Origin of the sequence: Yoonia sp. BS5-3, from assembly GCF_038069655.2 — a bacterium.
Classification (GTDB): domain Bacteria; phylum Pseudomonadota; class Alphaproteobacteria; order Rhodobacterales; family Rhodobacteraceae; genus Yoonia; species Yoonia phaeophyticola.
In genome coordinates, this window is the sequence record NZ_CP150951.2 from 578,144 (window position 1) to 602,818 (window position 24,675).

A 24,675-nucleotide genomic window follows, 5' to 3' on the forward strand; every position below is an offset into this window, starting at 1 on the left:
AATATAGTGCAGGTGACCCGGGGCTGTCCCCCGGATCACCCGATTTGCCTGTTTAGTCGTAAAGAACGGCGGCGATTTGCGGCTCGTCCATGTTGCCGGCGTCATAATAGTAAAAGCCGGTATCGATGATCTCGGGCACGGTTTCGCCATTGATGGTCATCACCGCGGCTTTCACGGTTTCATAACCGATGCCAACCGGGTTCTGGGTGATCGCGCCCGCCATCAGACCAGAGCGCACAGCGTCTTTCTGCGCAGCCCCGCTATCGTAGCCAATGATCACAATGTCCGCCCCGCTTTCGGTGACGCCGTTCACCACCCCAATGGCCGAGCCTTCATTGGCGCCAAAAATCCCCTTGATATCGGGGTTCGCCGTCAGGATTGATTTGGTGATTTCGGTTGAGATCAGGTGATCACCACCGCCATACTGGATCGAGACGATTTCGATATCAGGATATTTCTCGGCGACCTGATTGACGAAACCATCCACCCGCTCAATCCCGGTGACACTGGTCTGGTCATGCGAAATAATCGCGACTTTCCCTGCGCCGCCGATGGCTTCGGCCATCTTATCTGCGGCCAGCGCCGCCGAGGCGAGGTTATCGGTAGTGCAGGTGGTCACAGGCAAATCACTGGCCACGCCGCTGTCAAAAGCGATGATCGGTACGCCGGCTGCATCGATTTCACGCAGCATGGGGATTGAGGCCTGACTGTCGACAGCGGCAAAACCAATCGCTGCCGGGTTCTTGGCCAGAGCCGCCGCCAACATGTCGATCTGCCGGTCAACCTGCCCTTCATTGTCGGGGCCTTCGAAGGTAACATCGACGCCGAATTCTTCGGCGGCCTGTTCCGAGCCCAGCTTGACCGCCTGCCAGAACTGGTGTGAAAATCCCTTTGAGATCAGCGGAATATAATGCCGTGTCTGACCAACAGCGACTGTCACACTGGCCAAAACGGTGGTCGCACTCAAGCTTCCAATCATTGTTCTTCTGTTCATCATTATTTGGTTCCTCCCTTAGAATGATGATGTGATGAATGCCGCTTCACGCGGTCTTTTTGCGTCGAACTGTGTCTGCATAAACGGCCAGGATGATGATCACCCCGGTCACAACAGTCTGCCATTCCTGCGCGACGTTCAGGATACGCAGCCCGTTCAGCAACACGGCCATGATCAGCGCGCCGATCAACGTGCCCAGGATTGTCCCTCGCCCCCCCGACAGGGACGTACCACCGATGACAACGGCGGCAATCGCCTCAAGCTCGTATCCAAGCCCCAGGGCCGGCTGCGCGGAATTCAGGCGCGATGCGATGATCAGCCCGCCGATCCCGACAATTGCGCCGGACAAGCTGTAGATCGCGATTTTCCAGCGGTCCGTATTGACCCCGGACAGGCGCACGGCCTCTTCGTTGCTGCCAAGCGCAAAGCAATAACGCCCCAGCACCGTGCGGCTGAGAATATAAGACGCAGCCCCCGCTACGAGAAACAAGATTAACACACCATTGGGGACTGGCACCGCCGGGAATATCTCTCCGATCAGTGACCCACGCGAGATTTGGTCAAAACCTGGCGTGTCGTTAAAGTAAATCGGCCGCGTGCCCGAGACGACAAGGGACATACCCTTGAGGATCAACATCAGGCCCAGCGTGGCGATAAAGGGGGGAATTTTCATTTTGGCGACCAATGTGCCGGACAGGCATCCGGCCATGGCCCCGGTTGCGATCGCGGTCAGAACACCCAGCGGCAAAGGCAGACCCAGATAGGTCAGCACCACGCCGGTCATCACCGCGCAAAAGGTCATCAACGTACCGACAGACAGATCAATACCACCGGTGATGATCACCAACGTCGCTGCGATGGCCAGCACCCCGTTCACGGATGTCGCCTGCAAGATAGCCAGAATGTTGGCCGTTTGGAAAAAATTGGGCGAAGCGATGCTGAACCCGATCATCAACACCACGAGACTGGCGAAGGCGAGCAGTTTTTGGGTTGCCCCGCTTGCGGCCATTTTGGCAAATATCGTTTGGGGTGCGTCGCTTGCTGCGCTCATGCTACCTGCTCCTGCGGGGTGGATTTTGTTTGTGTGGCCAACTGCATAATGCTTTCCTGGCTCGCCTCATCGCGGCTAAGGATGCCGGTCAGATGCCCTTCGCACATGACGGCAATCCGGTGCGACAGGCGCAGAACCTCAGGCAATTCAGATGAGATCACGATGATCGCCTTGCCCTGCTCGGCCAGCGCGACCAACAGTTTGTAGATTTCCGCCTTTGCACCCACATCAATACCGCGCGTCGGTTCGTCAAAGATCAGGATATCGCAATCACGCAAAAGCCATTTGGCGATAACGATCTTTTGCTGATTACCCCCCGACAACAGCCGGACCTCTTGCTGGTCTGACGGCGTGCGGATGTCCAGTTTTCGGATATAATCCTGCGCCACCTGGGCCATTGCGGCCTCATCCAGCACGCCCGTCTTGCTAGCAAACGCCCCCAGATGGGTCATGGCGATGTTTTCGCGCACCGTCATACCGGTCGCTAAGCCAAAATGCTTGCGATCCTCTGACAGATATCCAATCCCGGCAGCCACTGCATCCGCCGGAGACCGTATCTGCACGACCTGCCCATGCGCCTTGATCGTGCCACCCTCACGCGAATCAGCCCCGAATATCGCGCGTGCCACTTCGGTCCGGCCAGCGCCCATCAGCCCGGCAAGGCCTAATATTTCACCCTGGCGCAGTGAAAAACTGACGTCCTTGATCTCGCGCCCTCGGCGCAGGTTTTGCACCTCAAGCGCCACGGGGGCATCCGTCACATCCGGCAGTGCCAGCGCCGTTTCATCCAGCGCCCGGCCCACCATCATCGAAATAATCTGACCAACCGGCGTGGTTGCCGCATCAACCGTGCCGATGGTTTCGCCATCGCGCATCACCGTCACCCGGTCAGCGATCTGTTGCAGCTCGTCCATTTTATGGCTGATATAGATGATCCCCACCCCTTCGGCGCGCAGTTTGCGCACGATGGTGAAAAGCTCTGCGATTTCAGCGTCGTTCAGCGCGGCGGTGGGTTCATCCATCACCAGCACCCGGCTGTTGAAGCTCAGCGCCTTGGCGATCTCAACCATCTGCTGCTTGGCAATGGTCAGCCGCTCCACCGGCACGGTGGGGGCCAGATCAAGGTTCATCTGCGCAAAAATCGCCGCCGTGTCACTATTCAGTTGTGCCTCATCCAGCCGTCCAAACCGGCGGCGCGGTTCGCGGCCGATATAGATATTCTGGGCCGCGGTCAGATCATTCATCAAGCTCAGCTCTTGATGAATGATACAGATACCTGCATCCTGCGCGGCCTTCGGCCCGTCAAAGGCAACAGCATCCCCGTCCAGCAGAACCGTGCCACCATCGGATTGATAGACGCCAGACAAGACCTTCATCAATGTCGACTTGCCTGCACCGTTTTCCCCCATCAAGGCATGGACCTCGCCCGGGCGCAGATCGAAATGGACGTTCTTCAATGCATGCACGCCGGGAAAGCGTTTTTCGATGCCGGTCATGGTGATCAGATTGCTCATGCGGCCTCCAATCCATAAAAACTGCGGGCCGTGCCGCCATAGATCGCAGCGCGTGCAGAGGCGCTAAGATCGGATAACAATGCATCGCTTAACACCGCCCAGCCCGCGTAATCCCCGGCCAAGGTCAAGACCGGCCAATCAGAGCCCCACATCAACCGATCAGGGCCAAACCACGTTAGCAAATCTTCAACGATCGGACGCAATATCCGGGCGGCTTTCGGCAAATCCGCCTTGCACATTTCAGTCAGCAAACCGGAAAGCTTACAAAACGCACCCGTATCCTCCGCCAATTCGCGCATCCCCTGGCGCCATGACGCCCCTTCGGTCCCGTCCATCCCTCCCGCGAGCGGCGGTTTAGCGGCGTGATCGATCACAACCTGCAGATCGGGGTTGGCGCGTGCAAATCCCAGCAGATGCGGTAGATGCCGGGTCGTCACCAACGCATCAAAACGCAGATCAGCGCGCAGCATCGCGGCAATGCAATCGGGATGGGTCTGTGTGCTGATCCAGTCGGACGCAGCAATATCCTGCAGCATCGGACGTAGTCCCTTAAATTTGGGATTGGTCGCCCAAAGTGCGATCTGCGCGACACTTGCTGGATTGCTTAGATCAACCCAACCAACGACGCCCGTCACCTGCGGGGTTTGCCTAGCAAGACCCAGCATAAAGTCTGTTTCTGCCATGGTCGCGGCGGCCTGCACCAAAACAGCGGCTTTAACGCCACAAACGTCCATTTGCGCCCCTAAATCCGCCGGCCCGAAATCCCGGGCAATCGGCGCAAGATCAGGATTGGCTGGATCAAGCCATGCATAGTCACCCCGACCAAGCGACCATAGATGGCAATGGCTATCCACCCGGCCCGCCATCAGATCGTCACGCCGCCATCGACAAGCAGCGCCTGCCCGGTCACAAACCGGCTCTCATCCGACAACAGATAGCGGATCATCGGGACCATATCGTCGACAGTGCCCAGCCGCATCATGGGCTGGCGGGCGACAAAATCCTTTTCGGCCTGCACCGGATCTGCGGCCTCGGCAATGCGCCCCCGCAAAGATGGCGTGTCGATGGTTCCGGGGCAAAGCGCGTTGCAGCGCACCCCCTGCCCGACAAAATCGGCGGCAACAGCCTTGGTCAAGCCAATCACAGCCGCCTTGGTGGCGCCATAGGCGGTTCGGCTTGGAAACCCTTTCACGGAAGAGGCCATAGAGGCCATATTCAGAATTGAGACAGAGCCCGTCTGCTTGGCCCGGTTCAGCATCCCCGGCAGGAATGCGCGGATCATGCGGACCATCGAAGTGACATTCAGGTTCAGACTGGCATCCCAGGCGGCATCATCCAGATCCAGGATCGTGCCGTTATGCACCATGCCAGCACAGTTGAACAAACCATCGAGATCCAGGCTCTCTGCGGCCATTGCCAGAACGGCGTCAGGATCTGTGACATCCAGAACTTTGGCCTGAAGCCGACCGTCAATATCGGGCAAAGCCGCGAGCAGGTCGCGATCACGGTCCGTTGCGATCACATTGGCCCCCGCCTGCGCCAAGGCAATGGCACTGGCACGGCCCATACCTTGACCGGCTGCTGTAATCAGCAGGGTCTTCTCCTCCATCGACATGCCTGTTTCCTCCCGGCGTTTGATCAAATATGGTCCGACTATTCATATTTGGTCAATTGTTTTTTTCTAGCGACTGGCCTATTGATCGTTGCAGCCGTCAGCCAAACAGGATGGAGCCCTGCGTGAACGCCCCTGATACAGCCGTGAAATATCGCGCCCCTGCCCTTGATAAGGGTCTCGACATTCTTGAATTACTAGCTGCGCAGCCCGCAGGCATGACCCGCGGCGAGATCGTCAGGGCGCTAGACCGCGGCCCAAGCGAGATTTACCGGATGATCGAGCGTCTCGTGGCCCGGGGCTATGTTGGTCGCTCGGTCGAAGGGGACCGCTACGCGCTGACGATCAAGCTGTTTCAACTTGGTTCGGCCTTCCCGCCGCTGCGCAGGCTTGTCGCGCAGGCCCAGCCCTTGATGGATTTGTTTGCCCAAGACACCGGACAATCGGTGCATCTGGTGACCCCCGATTTGGGCCAATCATACGTTGTGGCGCAGGCCAGTAGTTCGTCGCCCTGGGAATTTCGGCTGCGGCTAGGGGCAGAGCTGGATTTATTCACCACGGGGTCAGGCCAAACCCTGCTGGCTTTCATGACCCCTGCGCAGCTGGAACATACGCTGAATATGCGGGGCGGCGCAGAGCGCGAGATACCCAGTCCTCTTGCCACAGCACTGGAAGAGATCAGGCTTGCCGGATACCGGATGGCGCCTAGCCAGCAATTGGTTGGGGTCAGCGATATTTCAGTGCCCGTTGCAACAGGCGGACAGGATATCGTCGGGGTATTGACCTGCCCGTTCCTGCCCCTGGTTGGCGCCAAGGGCAGCAGCGTTGAAACGCAATTGGCTGACTGCCTGAGCGCATTGCAAAATACAGCCAATCGGATCGCGTTGATCTAAAGACTGGACGGGAACGCCCGCCCTAAGCAAAGAAAAACCCCCGGCGCAGATGCGGCGGGGGCTTAATTCTTTTTGGTAGAAGGCCCCATGGGGGCCCTATGTTTACCAGTCTTCGCGAACGATTGTCCGTGTTTTAATCGGAAGCTTCATCGCAGCCAGGCGCAGGGCCTCGCGGGCGATTGGCTCGGACACGCCATCGATTTCGAACATCACGCGGCCTGGTTTGACCTTGCATGCCCAAAAATCAACGGAACCCTTACCTTTACCCATACGCACTTCGACAGGTTTCGAAGTCACTGGGGTATCAGGGAAGATACGGATCCAAACCCGACCTTGACGCTTCATGTGACGTGTCATGGCACGACGGGCGGCTTCGATCTGACGGGCGGTGATCCGCTCGGGTTCGATCGCTTTCAGGCCGTAAGTACCAAAGTTCAGGTCAGAGCCACCCTTGGCCAGACCTTTGATCCGACCTTTGTGCAGCTTGCGGTGTTTTGTACGCTTTGGTTGCAGCATATCCTGCCCTCCTTAGCGGCGTGGGCCGCGAGGGACAGCGCCCTCTTGCAGCTCAGCGTTTTTGCGATCATGCGCAGACGGATCATGCTCCATGATGTCACCTTTGTAGATGAACACCTTGATGCCGATGATGCCATAAGGCGTCATGGCTTCGTAATGAGCGTAATCAATGTCAGCGCGCAGAGTGTGCAGCGGCACGCGGCCTTCGCGGTACCATTCGGTACGGGCGATTTCAGCACCACCAAGACGGCCTGCCAAGTTCACCCGGATGCCCAGGGCACCCATGCGCATGGCGTTCTGAACCGAACGCTTCATGGCGCGGCGGAAAGAGACACGGCGTTCCAGCTGCTGACCGATGCTTTCGGCGACCAGTTGGGCGTCCAGCTCAGGCTTGCGGACCTCAACGATGTTCAGGTGCAGCTCTGACGTGGTCAGACGCGACAATTTCTGGCGCAGGCCTTCGATGTCAGCACCTTTCTTACCGATGATGACACCGGGGCGGGCTGCGTGGATCGTGACGCGGCACTTTTTGTGCGGACGTTCGATGATCACGCGGCTGATGCCGGATTGGGCGCATTCTTTCTTGATGAAATCCTTGATGGACAAGTCTTCCAACAGCATGTCGCCATAGTCTTTGGTGTCAGCGTACCAGCGGCTATCCCAGGTGCGGTTCACCTGAAGACGCATACCGACGGGGTTTACTTTGTTACCCATTATGCTTGCTCCTCAACTTGGCGAACCACAATTGTGATTTCCGAAAACGGCTTGATGATCTTGCCGAACCGGCCACGGGCACGGGGACGACCGCGCTTCATGATCAGGTTCTTGCCGCAATAGGCTTCGGCGACAACCAATTCATCAACATCCAGGTTGTGATTATTTTCTGCGTTGGCGATGGCGGACTGAAGACATTTCTTCACGTCGCCAGCGATGCGTTTCTTGCTGAAGGTCAGGTCAGTCAGCGCCTGCTCAACCTTCTTGCCACGGATCATGCCCGCAACCAGGTTCAGCTTCTGCGGGGATGTCCGCAGCATGCGCAGCTTGGCCATGGCTTCATTGTCAGCCACGCGGCGAGGGTTCTTATCCTTGCTCATTTGCGCTTTGCCTTCTTATCGGCGGCATGACCATAATAGGTCCGTGTTGGGGAATATTCACCAAACTTCTGACCAATCATGTCTTCCGTGACGTTGACAGGGATGTGCTTCTTGCCGTTGTACACACCAAAGGTGAGACCAACGAACTGAGGCAGGATAGTCGAACGGCGTGACCAGATCTTGATCACTTCGTTGCGGCCGCTTTCGCGTGAAGCTTCTGCCTTTTTCAAGACATAGGCGTCGACGAACGGGCCTTTCCAGACGGAACGAGCCATAATTACCGACCCTTCTTCTTGGCGTGACGCGAACGGACGATAAGCCGCTGCGACGCTTTGTTTTTGTTACGGGTACGCTTGCCCTTGGTGTCTTTGCCCCAAGGAGTAACCGGCGTACGACCACCGGATGTGCGGCCTTCACCACCACCATGCGGGTGGTCGATCGGGTTCATCGCAACACCGCGAACGGATGGGCGGATGCCCTTGTGGCGCATGCGGCCCGCTTTACCAAAGTTCTGGTTGGAATTGTCAGGGTTCGACACAGCACCAACAGTGGCCATGCATTCCTGACGAACCAGACGCAGCTCGCCCGAAGACAGGCGGATCTGCGCGTAGCCACCGTCACGACCAACGAACTGCGCATAAGTACCAGCAGCACGGGCGATCTGGCCGCCTTTGCCGGGCTTGAGTTCGATGTTGTGAACGATTGTCCCGATGGGCATGCCGCTGAAAGGCATTGCATTACCGGGTTTGATGTCGGCCTTGGCCGAGGCAATCACCTTGTCACCAACAGCCAGACGCTGCGGGGCAATGATGTAATTCTGAGTACCGTCTTCGTACTGGATCAGCGCGATGAATGCAGTGCGGTTCGGGTCATATTCGATCCGGGCGACAACAGCGGACATGTCCAGCTTGTTCCGCTTGAAATCAATGATGCGGTAAAGACGCTTTGCGCCACCGCCTCTACGACGCGAGGTGATCCGTCCGGTATTGTTCCGGCCGCCCGATTTTGTCAAACCCTCGGTGAGGGATTTGACTGGACGATCTTTCCAAAGCTCCGAACGGTCGATCAGCACCAGCCCACGCTGGCCCGGCGTCGTCGGTTTGTACGACTTGAGTGCCATGTTAGCTTCTTCCGTTTGCTTGGCGGCCACTTGCGTGGCCTATGTGGTTAAGGCCCCCGTAGGTGCCCGGTTCGTGGTGGCGTAGGGTGGGTGAAACCCACACGTCGGCCAAATCAAAACACCCCGAACGAATCCGGGGTGAAGCGATTGGCGGCTTATAGGATGGCGAGAACCCTCTGACAAGGGGTAGCGGGAGTTCAACAAAGTAGGGCCGAGGTATTTGCCGGAGACGCGCCTAGACCCTAAAATGAGCGGGCTTCAAAATACGGCCATAATAGCCCGATAGCAGAAACATTGCACATCATGCGATTAGTACCGCAAAAGGAGAAACTCATGACTACCTTAGACCAAGCCACGTTGGTTTGCAGCCATGTTCTTAAAGATGTCGCAGCAGCAGGATTCGTGTGCAATACGATCAGCGGGTGGGCAGCAGGGTGCTCCGAAGAATGCTTAGAGCGTTCCGGACCGAATTCACTCGGAATGGTCTGCCTCGGACACCTTACAAATATTCCCGACTTACCGCGATGGTTTTATGAGACACCTCCTAACTTTGCTTTTCAACATCTAAGCGGCAGATGGCACCTCGACTACTATGAAACTGACGATGAAGGTGAAGGCTTTGAACTGCCTGAGCATAGTTTGATTGGCGCCCCACATGATAGCTTGCTGCGCGCAATGCCTTGTGAAGTGTTAGTTACGGCAATCATCCTACCCGACAAAACTCTCGCGGTTCTTAATTTTGAGGAGACTGGACTTCGTAGCATCCCATTCTGGACCGCCCCCGAGCTACCTTCAGAAATGTTAGAGAAGTTAGACGGAACCGAAACGATATCGGAAATACCGCTTCAGCACATCAGGGATTTCGCCATTCGAAACTCTATTCGCTTTCTCTTGGCCAACAATCTCGTCGGAAGGACATCATTTGTCTTATTGGCGAATGAAGGCTCCCAGTAAGCCTCTGTCATCTGGTACAATCCGCGGGCGCCGGGCGGGCTGGCGCTTGGGTGCCGTTTTGCGTAACGCATCCTCGGCGCATGGGTGGCTGCCATAAAGTGCCAGACATCAAGGGCAGTTGCGCCCGGGGCTCCGCCCGTTTGCGGCTAAAACGATCCACCGGATCGTTTCTACTCCGCCGCAAACACCCACGGGCAGACGCGACCGGCTTCCGCTACCATGGTATAGCCGGAGAGAACCCCGGCCTACGTAGGTCGGGGTTCTCCCCGACAAAGCTTGCCGATTGACCTGATCCGGATCAAGACCGCAAGATATTCTCAAACTTCTTGCCCCGCGCCAGTTCATCCACCAGCTTATCAAGATAGCGGATTTCCTGCATCAAAGGGTCTTCGATATCCTCGACCCGGACACCGCAAACGACGCCCTTAATCAACGCCCGGTTCGGGTTCATCTTGGGCGCATCCGCAAAGAACGCCTCAAAATCCCGCTGGTCCGCGAGCACCGCCGCCAGCCCATCCGCGTCATAGCCCGTCAGCCAAGCAATGATCTCATCCAGCTGCGCTTTGGTCTTGCCCTTCTTCTCAACCTTGGTGACGTAATGCGGGTAAACGCTGGCAAAGCTCATTTGAAAGATCGGGTGCACCATGGGGGTCTCCTGTCTGTGACGACCGGAAGGTAACCGATGAACGGCGGCGGGCAAAAGTTCACGCTGGCGGTCGTCAGCAAGATCACCCCGACCCAGCCCCATACGCCGATAGTGCCCGTCAATGCAGCGATCACAGGTAGCATGCCCAGAACGAAACGCGCGATACGGTCCCAATATGCTAGATTACGCGTCATATGCAATCTCTCCATTTCAGATAGAACAACCTAGCAGCAGACAAATGTTTGGAAAATGAAATGCTTTTGACCGGCCGGCACAAAAAATCCCCGGCTGCCTGCGCAACCGGGGATCAATTTCCAACATAAGCGGCGATCAGAGACCGGTGCTTACGTCGATTGTGTTGCCCTCTTCGAGGGTCACATAGGCTTTTTTGACATCCTTACGAGTGCCGAGCGAACCGCGGAAGCGCTTCACTTTACCTTTGGTGATCGATGTGTTGACCGCTTTGACCTTCACGCCAAACAAGGCTTCAACAGCCTGCTTGATCTGTGGCTTGTTGCTGTCAATCGCCACTTCGAAAACCACGGCACCATTTTCAGAGGCCATTGTGGATTTCTCGGTGATGATCGGCTTGCGGATCACGTCGTAATGTTCTGCTTTCGCGCTCATGACAAACGAGCCTCCAGTGCTTCGACGCCTGCTTTGGTCAGGACCAGCGTGTCAGACCGCAGGATGTCGTAGACGTTCGCGCCCTGGCTGGGCAGTACGTCCAAGGTTTTGATGTTTTGGGCCGCCTTAGCGAAGTTTTCGTTCACTTCAGCGCCGTCGATGACCAAAGCCCGCTTCCAACCAAGTGCGCCGACCTGCTTGGCCAGAGCGCCCGTTTTGGCGTCTTTGACATCGATGCTATCCACGACAACCAGCTCACCCGCAGCCTGCTTGGCAGACAAAGCGTGCTTCAGGCCCAGCTTGCGGACCTTCTTTGGCAGATCATGGGCGTGGCTGCGCGGCGTTGGGCCCTTGTAGATACCACCCGAGCGGAAGATCGGTGCACCGCGCGAGCCGTGGCGTGCGCCACCTGTGCCCTTTTGGCGGTAGATCTTCTTGGTCGAATAGCTCACTTCGGACCGTGTCAGCACGTCATGCGTACCTGCCATGGCCTTGTTACGCTGCCAGCGAACGACGCGGTGCAGGATGTCCTTGCGGGGCTCCAGACCAAAGATGTCGTCGTTAAGGTCAACGGAACCGGCTTTGCCGCCGTCCAGTTTGATTGCATCAGCCTTCATTGGTTTCGACCTCCTCAGCTGGGGCCTCGGTTGCTGCGGCCTCGATCGCCGCCGAGCGCAGACCAGCAGGGTATACTACGTTTTCAGGAACGGGCTTTTTGACCGCATCCTTCAGGGTCACCCAGCCGCCTTTGGAACCGGGCACGGCACCTTTGACCATAATCAGGCCACGGTCGGCATCGGTCTTGACGACCTGCAGGTTCTGGGTGGTGACTTTGGCAGCGCCCATATGGCCAGCCATTTTCTTGCCCTTGAAAACCTTACCCGGGTCCTGACACTGACCTGTCGAACCATGCGAACGGTGGCTGATCGAGACACCGTGCGTGGCGCGCAGACCGCCGAAGTTGTGGCGCTTCATCGCACCGGCAAAACCTTTACCGATGGATGTGCCGCACACGTCGACATACTGGCCTTCGAAATAGTGATCAGCGGACAGCTCGGCGCCCACATCGATCAGGTTCTCAGGGGCCACGCGGAATTCAGCGACCTTGCGCTTTGGTTCCACTTTGGCAGCTGCAAAATGGCCGCGCATCGCTTTGGATGTGCGCTTGGCCTTGGCCGCACCGGCACCCAGCTGAACGGCAACATAGCCGTCTTTGTCAGCGGTGCGCTGTGCAACAACCTGTAGGTTTTCGAGCGAAAGAACGGTCACAGGAATCTGCTTGCCGTCTTCCATGAACAGCCGGGTCATCCCGACTTTCTTAGCGATAAGTCCGGTACGGAGCATCTATCGATCCTCCTTATACGGAAATCTGAACATCAACACCGGCGGCCAGGTCGAGCTTCATCAGCGCGTCCACGGTTTGCGGTGTTGGGTCAACGATGTCGAGCAGACGCTTATGCGTGCGGATCTCGAACTGATCGCGGGATTTTTTGTCAACGTGAGGGCCACGCAGAACGGTGAATTTTTCGATCTTGTTTGGAAGTGGGATCGGACCACGGACAGAAGCGCCTGTGCGCTTGGCTGTGCTGACGATTTCCTGTGTACTTGCATCAAGCACCCGGTAATCAAACGCCTTCAGGCGAATACGGATGTTTTGGCTCTGAGCGGCCATATGTCATCCCCTTATACTGGGGTGAAGATCGGATTGGAGGACACCAGCTCATCCAGCACCCTCATCGCGTCTTTTCGTCCAACGTATAAAGGGCACGCGATGGCGCACCCTTGCTGGATGAGCGGCGTATAGGGGGAGTCGGGGGATGTGTAAAGGGGGATTCCTACTGACCAGAAAATGCAACTGAATTCCACGATGTCTTAGTGTTGCAGCCTGTAGTACAAAACTCGACTATCGGCAAACCAGAGCCGTTCGTCTCTGCTCCCTGAAAGTCTGCGAAGACACGAACTGGCAAATTTGGAATGAAATCGTGTCTCAGCGTGGAATGCGATGTCGCAGTGCGATTTAGTAGCCTTACTCTATTTGATTCATGCCATTCGGAGGTCTCTAAAGCAATCTGGAAGTCTATGCTCCGAAAACTCACCTCTACTATATCCGACGTCAATGCTTCGACTTGAAATTCACAGCTAACCGAACCGCCACCGTTGAAGCAACCAACTAAGTCGACCTGAAGGTCGCCAATACGTTTGGTCTCAAACTCGCTATCAAATATGAACTGTTCGCGCACCTCTGGACTTGCCAAAGCGACCGCCGTTGTTGTTCCAGTTGCTTCGCCTGCAGGACCCTGGTCACCCTGCGGCCCCTGTTCACCTTGAGGGCCGCGCGGTCCCGTATCACCGCGCAATGCGTCGCCGTAGTTTTCGAATAAGGCATCGGCCACATCTGAAACATCAATATCCGCCGTTGCAGCGGCGGGGCGCCGTTCGAGATCAGCAATACGCGCAAGTAACCCGTCGAGCTGATCGAAATCAGTGGGCGGTGGAAGGCTGGCGAGCATCGCCTCCAAACGTTCGACTTCCGCGGTACTTTCTATTAGTCTTTCGGTTAAACGTTCTTGATTACTTTCAAGACGCGAAATTTTCGAGGCATATTCGCTGAAGCTGATGTCATTTGATCGCGAGTTGTCCCGCTCTCCATCGATATAGGTGTACAAAAGCGCCAAAGCAGAAACCCCAACTGCTGTAAGCGTTGCAATACGTTCTACACTCATTCAATTCTCCAAAAACACTCGATTCAATTTCTAGCTTAGGAAAAGAAGCTAAAACAAGAGCGGATCTGCAAGTTAAAGGGTAGCCGGTTGAGGAGGGAATCCTATTTGTTGAGTCGAGACCCATCTTACAGGGTTTGGGACGCATGGCACGTCAATGCGAAAGGCCGCCCCTGATTGGAGCGGCCTTTGGTCTTTGTCCCACGGGTGCGGGTTCTCGAAGTTTTCCTTTGGAAAACATCTGCCACCCGCGCGGTGCGTTTGCGGTCAAAGACCGCAAGCCGCCCCGTACTTACTCGATGATTTTTGAGACAACGCCCGAACCAACGGTCCGGCCACCTTCGCGGATCGCGAAGCGCAGGCCGTCTTCCATCGCGATTGGCGCGATCAGCTCAGCAGACAGTTTCAGGTTGTCACCAGGCATCACCATCTCGGTCCCTTCGGGCAGCACACATGTGCCGGTCACGTCAGTGGTCCGGAAGTAGAACTGTGGACGGTAGTTCGCAAAGAACGGCGTGTGGCGGCCGCCTTCTTCCTTGGTCAGGATGTAGACCTCGGCCTCGAACTTGGTGTGCGGCTGCACAGAACCCGGCTTACACAGAACCTGACCACGCTCAACCGCGTCACGGTCGATCCCGCGCAGCAGGGCGCCGATGTTGTCGCCAGCTTCGCCGCTGTCCAGCAGCTTGCGGAACATTTCAACACCTGTGCAGGTGGTTTTCTGGGTGTCTTTGATGCCAACGATTTCGATCTCGTCACCAACATTGATCACACCGCGCTCAACACGGCCGGTCACAACTGTCCCGCGGCCAGAGATCGAGAACACGTCCTCAACAGGCATCAGGAACGGCTGGTCAACCGCACGGGCTGGTGTTGGGATATATTCATCCACAGCGGCCATCAGCTCGGCGATTTTCTCTTTACCGATGTTGTCATCGCGGTCTTCCAAAGCGGCCAGAGCCGAGCCTGCAACGATTGGAATATCGTCGCCTGGATACTCGTAAGAGCTCAGCAGCTCGCGGATTTCCATTTCAACCAGCTCGAGCAGCTCTTCATCGTCGACCTGGTCAACTTTGTTCATGAAGACAACCATATGCGGGATGCCAACCTGGCGGCCCAGCAGGATGTGCTCGCGTGTTTGGGGCATCGGGCCGTCAGCTGCGTTCACAACCAGGATCGCGCCGTCCATCTGGGCCGCACCGGTGATCATGTTCTTGACGTAATCGGCGTGGCCGGGGCAGTCAACGTGGGCGTAGTGGCGGGTCTCGGTCTCATATTCCACGTGCGCGGTTGAGATGGTGATGCCGCGGGCTTTTTCTTCGGGCGCACCGTCGATTTCGTCATAGGCCTGGAATTCACCAAACTGCTTCGTGATCGCCGCCGTCAGTGTCGTCTTGCCGTGGTCAACGTGACCAATCGTACCGATGTTAACGTGCGGCTTGTTACGTTCAAACTTTTCCTTAGCCATGATGGCCTCCTTGTTTTGTCTTGGGTGGTGGGTTGGCACCCACCCTACGGGTTGGTGGTAGGGCGGGGTTATCCCCGCCGTCCCGGTTATGCGTATTTGGCCTGGATCTCTTCCGAGATGTTGTTTGGCACAGGTTCGTAATGGTCGAACTGCATGGTGAACTGGGCGCGGCCCGAGGACATCGAACGCAGCGTGTTGATGTAGCCGAACATGTTCGCCAGAGGTACCATCGCATCGATGGCAATCGCGTTGCCGCGTGTGTCCTGACCGGACACCTGACCCCGACGGGATGTCAGATCACCAATGATACCACCTGTGTATTCTTCAGGTGTGATCACTTCGACTTTCATAATGGGCTCAAGCAGTTTCGCACCCGCTTTGCGCATGCCTTCACGCATACACATCCGTGCCGCGATTTCAAACGCAAGGATCGAAGAGTCAACATCGTGGAACTTACCGTCCAGCAGTTGCACCTTAAAGTCGATCACAGGGAAGCCCGCCAAAGGACCGCTGTCCATCACGGACTGAATGCCCTTTTCAACACCGGGGATGTATTCCTTTGGTACCGCACCACCAACGATGAGCGATTCAAACGAATAACCTTCACCAGGCTCTGTTGGCATGATGTTCAGCTTCACCTCACCAAACTGACCGGATCCACCGGACTGTTTCTTGTGGGTGTATGTATGCTCAACCGCGTGGCCGATAGTCTCACGATAAGCCACCTGAGGCGCACCGATATTCGCCTCAACCTTGAACTCGCGCTTCATGCGGTCGACCAGAATGTCGAGGTGCAATTCGCCCATGCCCTTCATGATGGTCTGACCGGATTCCAGATCAGTTTCCACGCGGAAGGACGGATCCTCGGCAGACAGACGCTGCAGGGCAAGGCCCATCTTTTCCTGGTCGCCTTTGGTCTTAGGCTCAACCGCGATCTCGATCACCGGATCAGGGAAAGTCATCGTCTCCAGGACAACTGGGTCGTTCTGGGCACAAAGCGTATCCCCTGTTGTGGTGTTCTTCAGACCACCCAAGGCGATGATATCGCCGGCGAATGCTTCATCGATCTCTTCGCGATCGTTTGAGTGCATCATCATCATACGGCCCACACGCTCTTTACCACCTTTGGTGGAGTTGAGCATGGTGTCGCCCTTGTTCAACTTACCGGAATAGATCCGTGTGAAGGTCAGCGAGCCAACGAAGGGGTCGTTCATGATTTTGAACGCCAGGCCAGAGAAGGCCATATCGTCATCCGCACGGCGGGCGATGTCACGAACTTCGTCTTCGTCTCCGGGTTTGAAGCCCATGTAATCAACAACGTCCAGCGGGCTGGGCAGATAGTCGATCACAGCGTTCAGCAAAGGCTGCACACCTTTGTTCTTGAAGGCAGAACCGCCCAGAACAGGGACAAACGCCATGGACAGGCAGCCTTTGCGGATCAGCGCGCGCAATGTTGGAACGTCAGGCTCATTGCCTTCGAGATATTCCATCATGGCTTCGTCGTCTTGTTCGACGGCGTTTTCGATCAGCTTGCTGCGCCATTCGTCTGCCTGATCCTTCAGGCTGTCGCGGATTGGGGCTTTGACCCAGGATGCGCCCAGATCTTCGCCCTGCCACAACCACTCTTCCATGGTGACCAGATCAACCAGGCCTTCCAACTCGGTTTCAGCACCGATTGGGAAAGCCACTGGAACAGCAACAGCACCTGTACGCTCTTCAACCATGTTCACACAGTTAAAGAAGTCAGCACCGATCTTGTCCATCTTGTTGACGAAGACCATGCGCGGAACTTTGTAGCGGTCAGCCTGACGCCAGACGGTTTCTGTCTGCGGCTCAACACCAGCGTTGGCGTCCAGAACACAAACGGCACCGTCAAGCACGGCTAAGGAACGCTCAACCTCGATGGTGAAGTCAACGTGGCCGGGGGTGTCGATGATGTTCAGGCGGTGCTTGGGACTGTCAGCGGATTGACCGTCTTCTGTGCGCTCCCAGAATGTGGTTGTCGCAGCAGAGGTGATCGTGATGCCACGCTCTTGTTCCTGCTCCATCCAATCCATGGTGGCGGCGCCATCGTGAACTTCGCCAATGTTGTGGGATTTACCTGTGTAATACAGGATACGCTCGGAACATGTGGTCTTACCGGCGTCGATATGCGCCATAATCCCAAAGTTGCGGTAAAGTTCGAGAGGATACTCGCGTGCCATCTGGATGTTTCCCTATTACCAGCGGTAGTGGCTGAACGCTTTGTTCGCGTCGGCCATTTTATGGGTGTCTTCGCGCTTTTTCACGGCAGTGCCGCGGTTGTTGACGGCGTCAATCAACTCGCCCGCCAGGCGCTCTTCCATGGTGTTTTCGTTGCGGTTTTTGGCTGCAGCGATCAACCAGCGGATGGCCAGCGCTTCGCGGCGCTCAGGGCGCACATCCACAGGCACCTGATAGGTGGCACCACCAACGCGGCGCGAGCGGACTTCGAGGTTAGGTTTGATGTTGTCGAGACCTTCGTGGAACACTTCCAGAGGGCTTTTCTTCAACTTGTCTTCAACGCGATCAAAAGCGTTGTAGACGATGCGTTCAGCGACAGCTTTTTTACCATCGATCATCAGGTTGTTCATGAACTTGGTCAGAACGATATCGCCAAATTTGGCGTCGGGCAGAACTTCGCGTTTTTCAGCGGCGTGACGGCGTGACATCTGATCTCTTCCTTACTTAGGACGCTTCGCGCCGTATTTCGAACGGCGTTGTTTACGGTCTTTGACACCCTGGGTATCCAGAACACCGCGCAGGATGTGGTAACGCACACCAGGAAGGTCTTTCACACGGCCGCCACGGATCAAAACAACAGAGTGTTCCTGAAGGTTGTGGCTTTCACCGGGGATGTAAGAGATGACTTCAAAGCCATTGGTCAGGCGCACTTTGGCGACTTTCCGCATGGCCGAGTTCGGCTTCTTAGGTGTCGTTGTATAAACGCGTGTGCAAACCCCGCGTTTCTGGGGGCATGATTCCAAGTGCATGGACTTGGATTTGTTCACTTTCGGCTGGCGCGGCTTGCGGATCAGCTGCTGAATCGTTGGCATCGTTTGATGTTCCCATCTATTCACATATTGCGTCCGGCAAACGCGGGTTTCAAAACTGCGCTTCAAAAAGCACAAAAATTCCGCAGTCGAACCCTTACCGGAGGTTCGGTGCGGTGAGTTTCCAGAGGAACAAAGCAATAAGCGCTCGGTTCTTGGCCACTACGGGGTCTGATAACAAGGCAGCAGGAAAGCCCCACGCCCGGTTGAGCGGCGTATAGGAGGAGTCGCTGTGCCTGTCAACAGCCGGGAAATACAGGGCGTTCAAGGCAATAACACGCCGTGTTATTCGATAGCCGCGCGCCCTTATTGTATAGCAACTCCAAGACACGCAAAGCTGAAGCAATCAAATCAAATGCCCAAACGCAGTATCGGAGTTCGAACATGATGAAACCTATCAGTGCCAGCTTGATCGTGATGGCCAGCCTGTCAGCCTGCGCCACCCCGACACCGCCGACAGTGACAGCATCAGATGTGGATGACGCCTTTGACGAGGCAACGCGGATCAGTGCCCTGCCCCAGACAGCCATTGCGGACCTGCCCACCGGATCAGTGACCTATAACGGGCAAATCGGCGCAAATGTCAGCGGCGATGCACAAGGAAGCATCCTTGCAGATATGACTATGATTGTTGGGTTCAGTAGCAACGATATTGATGGCAATGTCAGCAATATCAACTTGATCAATCCCGACGGCACCCCCGATCAGTTGCTGACGGGCACGCTCCAGATGTCCGGCATCGAAAGCAATGGGGACCTGGACGCAACCGCTTCAGGCACAGTGCAAGGTGTCGACAATAGCGGTTTTGTCGTGAATTCGGACATGAATATCGTTCTTGATGGCGCGGTTTATGACGATACCGGGCAAGGTGATGCGGTCTATGGCTCGGCCGAAGGCGCTGCAAATGGCGATTTTCTGTTGGACATTGACGGGGTCTTTTTCGGGACCAGCAACTAACGCTGGCGCCTGCTTTGCGGGGCGATGGGCTGCTTGATCTGTTTTTCGCGGTAAAGCGTGAACAGCCCTGTCGCCACAACGATACTCGCCCCCAAGATCGTGATCAGGTTTGGCCATTCGTCAAACAGCAATACCCCTAGGATCAACGCCACCAAAAGGCTGGTATAACGAAACGGGGCGACAAAGCCGATCTCGCCGACGCGCATGGCACTGACCGACAGAATATACCCGACGCTTAGGAACAAGGTAGCGCAGGCAATGTAACGGCCCGCATCGCCCGTGATCGGTTGCATATCGGTAAAAGCCGTCCCGACACAGCCCAGCAGGGTCGTGCCAATGGCCGTGATCAAAGCGACGAAAACGGGCGGAACATCATGGGACATGCGCCGCACGGCCAGATCACGCACAGTGACGCAAAGCACCGTGATCAGGGCGTAAATGCTGTAACTGTTAAAATCCGCACCGCCGGGCTGAATAATCAGCACCACGCCCACAAAACCAATGGCAATAGCCGCCAAGCGGCGCCAGCCAAGCGGTTCGCGAAACAACAGGGCGGCCCCAAGGGCCACGGTCAACGGCAGCGCCTGCAAAATGGCGCTGATATTGGCAATTGGCATATGCAGCAGGGCGGTCAGAAAGAAATAGGTGCCCGTCACCTCGCATAAGGTACGCAGGGCAATCAATGCCCAGTCGGAGGCACGGAAATCAAACCGGAACTGCCCCATAAAGCGACACATCAGCGCCAAACATAGCACCGCACCAAAACCGCGGATCATGATGGCTTGGAATAGCGGAAAATTGGTGGTGGCAAGCTTCATGAACGCGTCATTGACAGTGTAGGCACACATGGCACCCATCATCAAAAGAGCACCGCGGCTATTCTCTGAAGATTTAGTCATGAAAGATGCGTAACCGCTTGCCGGGTAACGCGCCAGAGAAACGCTTAGATACCGGTATCAGGCCGGATCAACGAACCACGGCATGATGATGTTTCCAATATCAGATGGCATCAACATCCCCGGTGTCGCGTTGAAGGACGCCATACGACCGACAATCTGTCCAGGTTCATCAACGAAACTCAGGCGTATCTTGCAGTGTGCAAGCCGTAAATAGTTCTGCCACGCAAACAAAAAGGGCCCTCGCATCGCGAAGGCCCTTTTCCAATTCTAACCACGTCTCTTTACAGATCGCCGCCTTCTGGTGTGTCAACGATCAGCGCATCATCGGCGTCAACATCGCTCGCCATCTCCATCGGGGCAGCAAGACGTGCGGCCTCTTCTGCTTCTTCCCGGCGGGCTTCGATGACCACGTTGTCACGGTCAGCAGCCACGCGGCGCATCTGCTGTGTCGCCCCGCCTGTACCAGCCGGGATCAGACGACCCACGATGACGTTCTCTTTCAGACCAATCAGCTTATCCTTCTTACCCTGCACCGATGCTTCGGTCAGTACGCGGGTTGTTTCCTGGAAGGACGCAGCCGAGATGAACGAACGGGTCTGCAAGGACGCTTTGGTGATCCCCAAGAGGATCGGCTCACCTTGTGCCGGACGATCACCACGTTTCAGCGCCTTGGCATTCGCCTCGTCAAACTCGGCCTTATCGACGTTTTCGCCTTTCAGCAGAACCGTGTCACCACTGTCCTGGATTTCCCATTTCTGGAGCATCTGGCGGACGATCACTTCGATATGCTTATCGTTGATCTTCACACCCTGCAGGCGGTAAACGTCCTGAACCTCGTCGATCATATAATCAGCCAAGGCCTCAACCCCCATAACCGCAAGAATATCATGCGGGGCGGGGTTACCATCCATGATGTAGTCGCCCTTTTTGATAAAGTCACCTTCCGCAACCGGAATGTGCTTACCCTTGGGCACCATGTATTCGACCTTAACCTCTGCATCATCAGAAGATTCAATCGCGATGCGACGTTTGTTCTTATAGTCCTTGCCAAAGCGCACGTAGCCATCGATTTCGGCGATGATCGCGTGATCTTTTGGACGGCGGGCTTCGAACAATTCGGCCACACGTGGCAGACCACCGGTGATGTCCTTGGTCTTGGCACCCTCACGCGGAATACGCGCAACAACGTCACCAGCTTTGATTTCCTGACCGTCTTCAACCGACAGGATCGCATCCACGGACATACCGTAGGACACGGGGTTACCATCGTCCTTGACGGCAGGTTCACCATCCGCACCAACCACGATAATTTTCGGGGCCAGTTCGTTGCCTTTGGGGGCTGCACGCCAGTCCGCCACGATACGCTGAGTCATCCCCGTTGCATCATCGGTTTCCTCGCGCACCGCGATCCCGTTGACCAGATCGACGTATTTCGCCGTACCGGATTTCTCGGCAATGATCGGCAGGGTATATGGATCCCATTCAAAGAGCTTATCACCGCGCAGGATATCCTGCCCGTCTTTGACAAATACTTTGGAACCATAACCAACCTTGTGGCTGGCCAGCTCGGTGCCTTCCTTATCCGTGATCGACAAGGTCATGTTCCGGCCCATGACAACGGTCTCACCAGCTGCATTTTCCAGCAGGTTGGCGTTGTCGAACCGGATCAGACCGGGCTGCGATGCTTCGAGGAAGGACTGCTGACCACCCTGGGCAACACCACCGATGTGGAAGGTCCGCATCGTCAGCTGTGTACCAGGCTCACCGATGGACTGGGCGGCGATGATACCGACCGCTTCACCGATGTTGACGCGTGTACCGCGGGCCAGGTCACGACCATAGCACATGGCACAAACGCCATCTTCGCTTTCGCAGGTTAGCGGGCTGCGGATACGCATCTTGGTGATGCCAGCCACATCGATCATGTCAGCTTTACGCTCGTCGATCAGCTCACCCAACTCGACGATCACCTCATCCGTCCCCGACTTGATGACATCCTCGGCGGCGACACGGCCCAGCACACGCTCGGCCAGAGACGCAACAACCTCACCATCATTCACAGCCGCTTCGGCAGTGATCGAGGCTTCGGTCCCGCAATCCAGCTCGCGCACGATACAGTCTTGGGCGACGTCAACCAAGCGGCGGGTCAGATAACCCGAGTTCGCTGTTTTCAACGCCGTATCCGACAGCCCCTTCCGGGCACCGTGGGTCGAGTTGAAGTACTCAAGAACGGTCAGACCTTCTTTAAAGTTCGAGATGATTGGCGTCTCGATGATTTCGCCATTCGGCTTGGCCATCAAGCCGCGCATCCCGCCCAGCTGCTTCATCTGTGTGACAGAACCACGGGCACCAGAGTGGGCCATCATGTAAACACTGTTTGGTTCGCCTTGCGATCCGTCTTCCAGCGTTGGGGTTTCCCCGATGGTGGCCATCATGGCGTCGGTGACTTTGTCGTTCGACTTTGACCAGGCATCGACAACTTTGTTGTACTTCTCACCTTGGGTGATCAGACCGTCCATATATTGCTGTTCAAAGTCCTTCACCTGCTCGCGGGTCTCATTGACCAGATCCCACTTGGTGTCAGGGACAACCATGTCGTCCTTACCAAAGGAAATACCGGCTTTAAACGCTTCGCGGAAGCCCATGGTCATGATCTGGTCGCAGAAGATGACAGACTCTTTCTGACCACAGTAACGATAGACGGTATCGATGACCTGCTGCACTTCTTTCTTGCGGAGCAAACGGTTGACCAAGGCAAAAGGCGCCTTCGCGTTCAGCGGCAACAGCGCACCCAGACGCAAACGGCCAGGGGTTGTTTCAAAGCGCTCAAGCACTTCGTTGCCTTCATCATCGATCTGCGGCATCCGCGCGGTGATCTTGGCGTGCAGATGCACTTCACCAGCAGTCAAAGCGTGTTCGACTTCTTCGATGTCCGAGAATGTCAGCCCCTCGCCCTTCATGCCTTCACGCATGATAGTGGTATAGTAGAGACCCAGGATCATATCCTGCGAAGGCACGATGATCGGCGCACCGTTCGATGGGGACAGCACGTTGTTCGTGGACATCATCAGAACGCGGGCTTCCAACTGGGCTTCCAGTGAAAGCGGTACGTGAACCGCCATTTGGTCACCGTCAAAGTCAGCGTTAAACGCAGAACAGACCAGCGGGTGCAGCTGAATAGCCTTGCCTTCGATCAGGACAGGTTCAAACGCCTGGATGCCCAAACGGTGCAGCGTTGGCGCACGGTTCAGCATGACGGGGTGTTCGCGGATCACCTCATCCAGAATATCCCAAACCTCGGGACGCTCTTTTTCGACCAGTTTCTTGGCTTGCTTCACTGTGGAAGACAGACCCTTGGCCTCAAGGCGCGAATAGATGAACGGCTTGAACAGCTCCAACGCCATCTTCTTGGGCAGACCACATTGATGCAGTTTCAACTCCGGACCAGTCACAATGACCGAACGACCCGAGAAATCGACACGTTTCCCCAAAAGGTTCTGACGGAAGCGACCCTGCTTACCCTTCAGCATATCGCTGAGGGATTTCAGAGGACGCTTGTTCGCACCGGTGATCACACGACCACGACGGCCGTTATCAAACAGCGCATCCACAGATTCCTGCAACATCCGCTTTTCGTTCCGGACGATGATGTCAGGCGCGCGCAACTCAATCAGACGCTTCAAACGGTTGTTCCGGTTGATCACACGACGATACAGATCGTTCAGATCGGAGGTCGCAAAACGACCACCATCCAGCGGCACCAACGGACGCAATTCTGGCGGGATCACAGGGATCACGGTCAGAACCATCCACTCAGGGCGGTTGCCAGACTCCAGGAAGCTTTCGACGATCTTCAAACGCTTGATGATCTTCTTGGGCTTCAATTCGCCAGTGGCTTCTTTCAGGTCAGCACGCAGCTGTTCTGCTTCGCTTTCCAGATCGATCTGAGACAGCATTTCACGGATCGCTTCAGCACCAATATTGGCCTGGAACGCGTCCATCCCGTAAAGGTCTTGCGCGTCGTTGAACTCTTCCTCGGTCATCAACTGGCCGTAAGTCAGGTCAGTCAGGCCGGGTTCGATCACAACGTAGTTTTCGAAATACAGGATGCGTTCCAGATCGCGCAATGTCATGTCCAGCATCAGGCCGATGCGGGATGGCAGCGATTTCAGGAACCAGATGTGCGCAACAGGTGCAGCCAATTCGATGTGGCCCATCCGCTCACGGCGGACTTTCTGCAGGGTGACTTCCACACCACATTTCTCGCAGACAACGCCGCGATATTTCATGCGCTTATATTTACCACAGAGGCATTCGTAATCTTTGATCGGGCCAAAGATACGCGCGCAGAACAGACCGTCACGCTCAGGCTTGAATGTGCGGTAGTTGATGGTTTCCGGCTTCTTGATCTCACCAAAGGACCACGACAGTATCCGCTCGGGGGATGCCAAAGACACCTTGATTTCGTCAAACGTTTTTGCCGGGGTCAGCGGGTTAAACGGGTTATTTGTCAGTTCCTGGTTCATCTTCAATTCCTTG

General features: G+C 56.0%; 26 protein-coding genes. 3 read left to right on the plus strand and 23 right to left on the minus strand.

What is annotated here, in order from left to right:
* Positions 1–52: 52 nt before the first annotated feature.
* From AABB29_RS03035 to AABB29_RS03055, 5 genes are all read right to left on the minus strand, one after another.
* A complete protein-coding gene (locus AABB29_RS03035; protein ID WP_341368352.1) occupies positions 53–967 on the minus strand; it encodes an ABC transporter substrate-binding protein in 915 nt (304 codons plus the stop codon).
* Between the two features lie 73 nt (positions 968–1,040).
* A complete protein-coding gene (locus tag AABB29_RS03040; RefSeq protein ID WP_373636770.1) occupies positions 1,041–2,045 on the minus strand; it encodes an ABC transporter permease in 1,005 nt (334 codons plus the stop codon).
* On the minus strand, positions 2,042–3,559 hold the full coding sequence (locus AABB29_RS03045; RefSeq protein ID WP_341368349.1) for a sugar ABC transporter ATP-binding protein: 1,518 nt from the start codon (positions 3,557–3,559) through the stop codon (positions 2,042–2,044). The genes AABB29_RS03040 and AABB29_RS03045 overlap by 4 nt, the downstream gene beginning before the upstream one ends.
* A complete protein-coding gene (locus tag AABB29_RS03050; protein ID WP_341368348.1) occupies positions 3,556–4,425 on the minus strand; it encodes an amidohydrolase family protein in 870 nt (289 codons plus the stop codon). The genes AABB29_RS03045 and AABB29_RS03050 overlap by 4 nt, the downstream gene beginning before the upstream one ends.
* Positions 4,425–5,174 carry an SDR family oxidoreductase gene (locus AABB29_RS03055; RefSeq protein ID WP_341368347.1) on the minus strand — a complete coding sequence of 250 codons (750 nt, stop codon included), beginning with the start codon at positions 5,172–5,174 and terminating at the stop codon, positions 4,425–4,427. The genes AABB29_RS03050 and AABB29_RS03055 overlap by 1 nt, the downstream gene beginning before the upstream one ends.
* A 122-nt stretch (positions 5,175–5,296) precedes the next feature.
* Between AABB29_RS03055 and AABB29_RS03060 the strand changes: the two genes are divergently transcribed.
* Entirely contained in the window at positions 5,297–6,064 is a 768-nt protein-coding gene (locus tag AABB29_RS03060; RefSeq protein ID WP_341368346.1) for an IclR family transcriptional regulator, read from the plus strand.
* Positions 6,065–6,166: 102 nt separating this feature from the next.
* On the opposite strand, the gene rplP is transcribed toward AABB29_RS03060, so the two are convergent.
* The 5 genes from rplP to rplB are packed head-to-tail and all read right to left on the minus strand — an operon-like array spanning position 6,167 to position 8,794.
* Positions 6,167–6,580, minus strand: a complete 414-nt coding sequence (gene rplP, locus AABB29_RS03065) for a 50S ribosomal protein L16 (protein WP_341368345.1) — start codon at positions 6,578–6,580, stop codon at positions 6,167–6,169.
* A 12-nt stretch (positions 6,581–6,592) separates the two neighbouring features.
* Positions 6,593–7,294, minus strand: coding sequence for a 30S ribosomal protein S3 (rpsC, locus tag AABB29_RS03070; protein WP_341368344.1), 702 nt, complete (start codon positions 7,292–7,294; stop codon positions 6,593–6,595).
* The gene (gene rplV, locus AABB29_RS03075; protein WP_341368343.1) at positions 7,294–7,674 is read right to left on the minus strand and encodes a 50S ribosomal protein L22; all 381 of its coding nucleotides are present in this window, start codon (positions 7,672–7,674) and stop codon (positions 7,294–7,296) included. Before rplV ends, rpsC begins: the two co-directional genes overlap by 1 nt.
* Positions 7,671–7,949: a 30S ribosomal protein S19 gene (rpsS, locus tag AABB29_RS03080; protein ID WP_055295568.1), complete on the minus strand. Its 279-nt coding sequence runs from the start codon at positions 7,947–7,949 to the stop codon at positions 7,671–7,673. Before rpsS ends, rplV begins: the two co-directional genes overlap by 4 nt.
* 2 nt (positions 7,950–7,951) lie before the next feature.
* Positions 7,952–8,794, minus strand: a complete 843-nt coding sequence (gene rplB, locus AABB29_RS03085; RefSeq protein ID WP_341368342.1) for a 50S ribosomal protein L2 — start codon at positions 8,792–8,794, stop codon at positions 7,952–7,954.
* 333 nt (positions 8,795–9,127) lie between these two features.
* Between rplB and AABB29_RS03090 the strand changes: the two genes are divergently transcribed.
* On the plus strand, positions 9,128–9,748 hold the full coding sequence (locus AABB29_RS03090) for a hypothetical protein (RefSeq protein ID WP_341368341.1): 621 nt from the start codon (positions 9,128–9,130) through the stop codon (positions 9,746–9,748).
* A gap of 298 nt (positions 9,749–10,046) precedes the next feature.
* On the opposite strand, the gene AABB29_RS03095 is transcribed toward AABB29_RS03090, so the two are convergent.
* From AABB29_RS03095 to rpsL, 11 genes are all read right to left on the minus strand, one after another.
* Positions 10,047–10,394 (minus strand): DUF2200 domain-containing protein, encoded by a 348-nt coding sequence (locus AABB29_RS03095; protein WP_341368340.1) that lies wholly within the window; start codon positions 10,392–10,394, stop codon positions 10,047–10,049.
* Complete coding sequence (locus tag AABB29_RS03100) at positions 10,370–10,588, minus strand: DUF2892 domain-containing protein (RefSeq protein WP_341368339.1); 219 nt, start codon at positions 10,586–10,588, stop codon at positions 10,370–10,372. Before AABB29_RS03100 ends, AABB29_RS03095 begins: the two co-directional genes overlap by 25 nt.
* A 136-nt stretch (positions 10,589–10,724) precedes the next feature.
* Positions 10,725–11,021, minus strand: coding sequence for a 50S ribosomal protein L23 (locus AABB29_RS03105; protein ID WP_341368338.1), 297 nt, complete (start codon positions 11,019–11,021; stop codon positions 10,725–10,727).
* Complete coding sequence (gene rplD / locus AABB29_RS03110) at positions 11,018–11,638, minus strand: 50S ribosomal protein L4 (RefSeq protein ID WP_341368337.1); 621 nt, start codon at positions 11,636–11,638, stop codon at positions 11,018–11,020. Before rplD ends, AABB29_RS03105 begins: the two co-directional genes overlap by 4 nt.
* Positions 11,628–12,365: a 50S ribosomal protein L3 gene (gene rplC, locus AABB29_RS03115; RefSeq protein WP_341368336.1), complete on the minus strand. Its 738-nt coding sequence runs from the start codon at positions 12,363–12,365 to the stop codon at positions 11,628–11,630. The genes rplD and rplC overlap by 11 nt, the downstream gene beginning before the upstream one ends.
* Before the next feature lie 13 nt (positions 12,366–12,378).
* Complete coding sequence (gene rpsJ, locus AABB29_RS03120) at positions 12,379–12,693, minus strand: 30S ribosomal protein S10 (protein WP_341368335.1); 315 nt, start codon at positions 12,691–12,693, stop codon at positions 12,379–12,381.
* Positions 12,694–12,856: 163 nt separating this feature from the next.
* Entirely contained in the window at positions 12,857–13,744 is an 888-nt protein-coding gene (locus AABB29_RS03125) for a collagen-like protein (protein WP_341368334.1), read from the minus strand.
* 289 nt (positions 13,745–14,033) lie between these two features.
* Positions 14,034–15,209 carry an elongation factor Tu gene (gene tuf, locus AABB29_RS03130; RefSeq protein WP_341368310.1) on the minus strand — a complete coding sequence of 392 codons (1,176 nt, stop codon included), beginning with the start codon at positions 15,207–15,209 and terminating at the stop codon, positions 14,034–14,036.
* A gap of 86 nt (positions 15,210–15,295) precedes the next feature.
* Positions 15,296–17,413 (minus strand): elongation factor G, encoded by a 2,118-nt coding sequence (gene fusA / locus AABB29_RS03135; RefSeq protein ID WP_341368333.1) that lies wholly within the window; start codon positions 17,411–17,413, stop codon positions 15,296–15,298.
* A 15-nt stretch (positions 17,414–17,428) separates the two neighbouring features.
* Positions 17,429–17,899 carry a 30S ribosomal protein S7 gene (gene rpsG / locus AABB29_RS03140; protein ID WP_341368332.1) on the minus strand — a complete coding sequence of 157 codons (471 nt, stop codon included), beginning with the start codon at positions 17,897–17,899 and terminating at the stop codon, positions 17,429–17,431.
* A gap of 12 nt (positions 17,900–17,911) precedes the next feature.
* Positions 17,912–18,283 (minus strand): 30S ribosomal protein S12, encoded by a 372-nt coding sequence (gene rpsL, locus AABB29_RS03145; protein WP_045998418.1) that lies wholly within the window; start codon positions 18,281–18,283, stop codon positions 17,912–17,914.
* A 381-nt stretch (positions 18,284–18,664) separates the two neighbouring features.
* On the opposite strand from rpsL, the gene AABB29_RS03150 reads away from it, so the two are divergent.
* Positions 18,665–19,237 (plus strand): hypothetical protein, encoded by a 573-nt coding sequence (locus tag AABB29_RS03150; protein WP_341368331.1) that lies wholly within the window; start codon positions 18,665–18,667, stop codon positions 19,235–19,237.
* On the opposite strand, the gene AABB29_RS03155 is transcribed toward AABB29_RS03150, so the two are convergent.
* Both AABB29_RS03155 and rpoC read right to left on the minus strand, forming a co-directional pair.
* On the minus strand, positions 19,234–20,136 hold the full coding sequence (locus tag AABB29_RS03155) for a DMT family transporter (protein WP_341368330.1): 903 nt from the start codon (positions 20,134–20,136) through the stop codon (positions 19,234–19,236). The genes AABB29_RS03150 and AABB29_RS03155 overlap by 4 nt on opposite strands.
* 281 nt (positions 20,137–20,417) lie before the next feature.
* Positions 20,418–24,662, minus strand: coding sequence for a DNA-directed RNA polymerase subunit beta' (rpoC, locus tag AABB29_RS03160; protein ID WP_341368329.1), 4,245 nt, complete (start codon positions 24,660–24,662; stop codon positions 20,418–20,420).
* Between the last annotated feature and the right edge of the window lie 13 nt (positions 24,663–24,675).

Bases quoted from the DNA above. Each gene is read 5' to 3' on its own strand.
- AABB29_RS03040 (WP_373636770.1), bottom strand. From the start codon at position 2,045: ATGAGCGCAGCAAGCGACGCACCCCAAACGATATTTGCCAAAATGGCC.
- AABB29_RS03045 (WP_341368349.1), bottom strand. From the start codon at position 3,559: ATGAGCAATCTGATCACCATGACCGGCATCGAAAAACGCTTTCCCGGC.
- AABB29_RS03050 (WP_341368348.1), bottom strand. From the start codon at position 4,425: ATGGCGGGCCGGGTGGATAGCCATTGCCATCTATGGTCGCTTGGTCGG.
- AABB29_RS03055 (WP_341368347.1), bottom strand. From the start codon at position 5,174: ATGTCGATGGAGGAGAAGACCCTGCTGATTACAGCAGCCGGTCAAGGT.
- rplP (WP_341368345.1), bottom strand. From the start codon at position 6,580: ATGCTGCAACCAAAGCGTACAAAACACCGCAAGCTGCACAAAGGTCGG.
- rpsC (WP_341368344.1), bottom strand. From the start codon at position 7,294: ATGGGTAACAAAGTAAACCCCGTCGGTATGCGTCTTCAGGTGAACCGC.
- rplV (WP_341368343.1), bottom strand. From the start codon at position 7,674: ATGAGCAAGGATAAGAACCCTCGCCGCGTGGCTGACAATGAAGCCATG.
- rpsS (WP_055295568.1), bottom strand. From the start codon at position 7,949: ATGGCTCGTTCCGTCTGGAAAGGCCCGTTCGTCGACGCCTATGTCTTG.
- rplB (WP_341368342.1), bottom strand. From the start codon at position 8,794: ATGGCACTCAAGTCGTACAAACCGACGACGCCGGGCCAGCGTGGGCTG.
- AABB29_RS03090 (WP_341368341.1), top strand. From the start codon at position 9,128: ATGACTACCTTAGACCAAGCCACGTTGGTTTGCAGCCATGTTCTTAAA.
- AABB29_RS03095 (WP_341368340.1), bottom strand. From the start codon at position 10,394: ATGGTGCACCCGATCTTTCAAATGAGCTTTGCCAGCGTTTACCCGCAT.
- AABB29_RS03100 (WP_341368339.1), bottom strand. From the start codon at position 10,588: ATGACGCGTAATCTAGCATATTGGGACCGTATCGCGCGTTTCGTTCTG.
- AABB29_RS03105 (WP_341368338.1), bottom strand. From the start codon at position 11,021: ATGAGCGCGAAAGCAGAACATTACGACGTGATCCGCAAGCCGATCATC.
- rplD (WP_341368337.1), bottom strand. From the start codon at position 11,638: ATGAAGGCTGATGCAATCAAACTGGACGGCGGCAAAGCCGGTTCCGTT.
- rplC (WP_341368336.1), bottom strand. From the start codon at position 12,365: ATGCTCCGTACCGGACTTATCGCTAAGAAAGTCGGGATGACCCGGCTG.
- rpsJ (WP_341368335.1), bottom strand. From the start codon at position 12,693: ATGGCCGCTCAGAGCCAAAACATCCGTATTCGCCTGAAGGCGTTTGAT.
- AABB29_RS03125 (WP_341368334.1), bottom strand. From the start codon at position 13,744: ATGAGTGTAGAACGTATTGCAACGCTTACAGCAGTTGGGGTTTCTGCT.
- tuf (WP_341368310.1), bottom strand. From the start codon at position 15,209: ATGGCTAAGGAAAAGTTTGAACGTAACAAGCCGCACGTTAACATCGGT.
- fusA (WP_341368333.1), bottom strand. From the start codon at position 17,413: ATGGCACGCGAGTATCCTCTCGAACTTTACCGCAACTTTGGGATTATG.
- rpsG (WP_341368332.1), bottom strand. From the start codon at position 17,899: ATGTCACGCCGTCACGCCGCTGAAAAACGCGAAGTTCTGCCCGACGCC.
- rpsL (WP_045998418.1), bottom strand. From the start codon at position 18,283: ATGCCAACGATTCAGCAGCTGATCCGCAAGCCGCGCCAGCCGAAAGTG.
- AABB29_RS03150 (WP_341368331.1), top strand. From the start codon at position 18,665: ATGATGAAACCTATCAGTGCCAGCTTGATCGTGATGGCCAGCCTGTCA.
- AABB29_RS03155 (WP_341368330.1), bottom strand. From the start codon at position 20,136: ATGACTAAATCTTCAGAGAATAGCCGCGGTGCTCTTTTGATGATGGGT.
- rpoC (WP_341368329.1), bottom strand. From the start codon at position 24,662: ATGAACCAGGAACTGACAAATAACCCGTTTAACCCGCTGACCCCGGCA.